At 50.2% G+C, this 1,698-nt stretch carries 1 protein-coding gene and 1 pseudogene; one reads left to right on the top strand and one right to left on the bottom strand.

Annotated features, from left to right (window positions below):
- Positions 1–813: IS110 family RNA-guided transposase (locus FCN80_RS25800; RefSeq protein WP_136993203.1), on the top strand; the 813-nt coding region annotated here is incomplete at its 5' end.
- A 285-nt stretch (positions 814–1,098) separates the two neighbouring features.
- On the opposite strand, the pseudogene FCN80_RS25795 reads toward FCN80_RS25800, so the two are convergent.
- Positions 1,099–1,698, bottom strand: a pseudogene (locus FCN80_RS25795) (IS256 family transposase); the annotation flags it as partial.

Below are 1,698 nucleotides of genomic sequence, written 5' to 3'. Positions count from 1 at the left end.
CCCCAATTCGTTAAACCCTATGTTAAAACGAATAAAAACGATGCCGCAGATGCAGAAGCGATATGTGAAGCTGTGATACGGCCAACTATGCGTTTTGTGCCAGTAAAAACAGAGGAGCAACAAAGCATATTGTCAATACATCGCGCCCGGGAGGGGTTTGTTAAAGCCCGTACAGCGCAGGCAAATGCTATTCGTGGTTTGTTAAATGAATTTGGGATCATCATCGTTCAAGGGATCAGGCAAATTGCAATACGCCTGCCTGCTATTCTTGAAGATGCCGATAACAACTTGCCAGGCACTTTCAGACAATTACTGCAACGACTGGGCGAACACCTGCAAGAGCTTGATCGGCAGGTTATTGAACTGGAAAAAGAAATTCAGCGTTGGCATCGTAATAACGCGGATAGTCAAAGATTATCTGAGATACCCGGTATCGGCCCGATAACGGCAAGTGCCTTAATCGCGTCCATCGGGGATGTCAGAAATTTCTCCAGTGGACGGCAGTTGGCGGCGTGGCTGGGCCTAGTACCACGACAATACTCGAGTGGCGGCAAGCCCGTCCTGCAAAGTATCAGTAAACGCGGTGATAAATATCTCAGGACTCTGCTCATCCATGGAGCAAGAGCAGTGGTGCAACATATCGCTCAGAAAACGGGGCAGACAGCTAACTGGCTGAATAGCCTACTTCTCCGACGTAATACAAATGTTGCGGTGGTGGCGGTAGCGAATAAAAATGTGCGGATAGTATGGGCATTACTTGCTCATAAAAGAGGATTTAAGGCTGACTATTGTAGTACAGGAGCCAGTCTCTGACGAGTTAGGGGCATAATTCAGTTTTAGTGAAGCTCCCAGAGGTTGCACAGGTAACCGTAAGTGATGGCAGAACAGGTAAGACCGTGATCGGGAAATTCTGTATTTACACAAGCGCTTTAAGCGCGTGATTCTGATAAGAACCCGGTCAGCGAATTCCATCGGGGACAGAGACGACGGTCTCGAATAAAGTCCGGATGTATGACAGCAATCTCAACCTTGTTCTGAGCATAACAAAACGATTGTCTGGCAAACAGGGGGCGTCCATGTATCTGTAAATGCCTTTTCTCAGAAGTGACCGTCCAGGCGGTCACTGAACTCGATAATAAATCGGCTCATTGCCATACGCCAGTCCCTCAGTGGCATCGTCCATTTTTGCGACGCAGCCTGGATTGCCAGCCACACCACCTTTCTCACTGAGTCGTCGGTCGGGAACACTTTCCGTTTTTTAATGGCATGCCGGATCACGCTGTTCAGCGACTCAATGGCGTTCGTCGTGTATATCACCTTGCGGATGTCTGCCGGGTAAGAGAAGAACGTTGCCAGGTTAGCCCAGTTTGCCTGCCAGCTCCGGCTTATTTGTGGGTAGCGACTGTCCCAGGTATCGCAGAACGCATCCAGGGCCTGTAGCGCTGCTTCTTCCGTCGGAGCCTGATAAGATGGCCTTCAGGTCTTGCGTGACTACCTTGTAGTCCTTCCAGGAGACGAACCGCAGGCTGTTACGCACCATGTGCACGATGCACATCTGGATCCTCGCCTGCGGATACACCGCGCTAATGGCGTCAGGGAAGCCTTTCAGCCCGTCAACGCGGGCGATGAGGATATCGTTCAGGCCGCGATTTTTCAGTTCTGTCAGCACGTTCAGCCAGAACTTCGCACCTTCATTTT

The sequence above is a fragment of the Martelella alba genome, assembly GCF_005217455.1.
Classification (GTDB): Bacteria; Pseudomonadota; Gammaproteobacteria; order Enterobacterales; family Enterobacteriaceae; genus Acerihabitans.
This window is presented reverse-complemented; position numbering and strand designations above follow the sequence as displayed.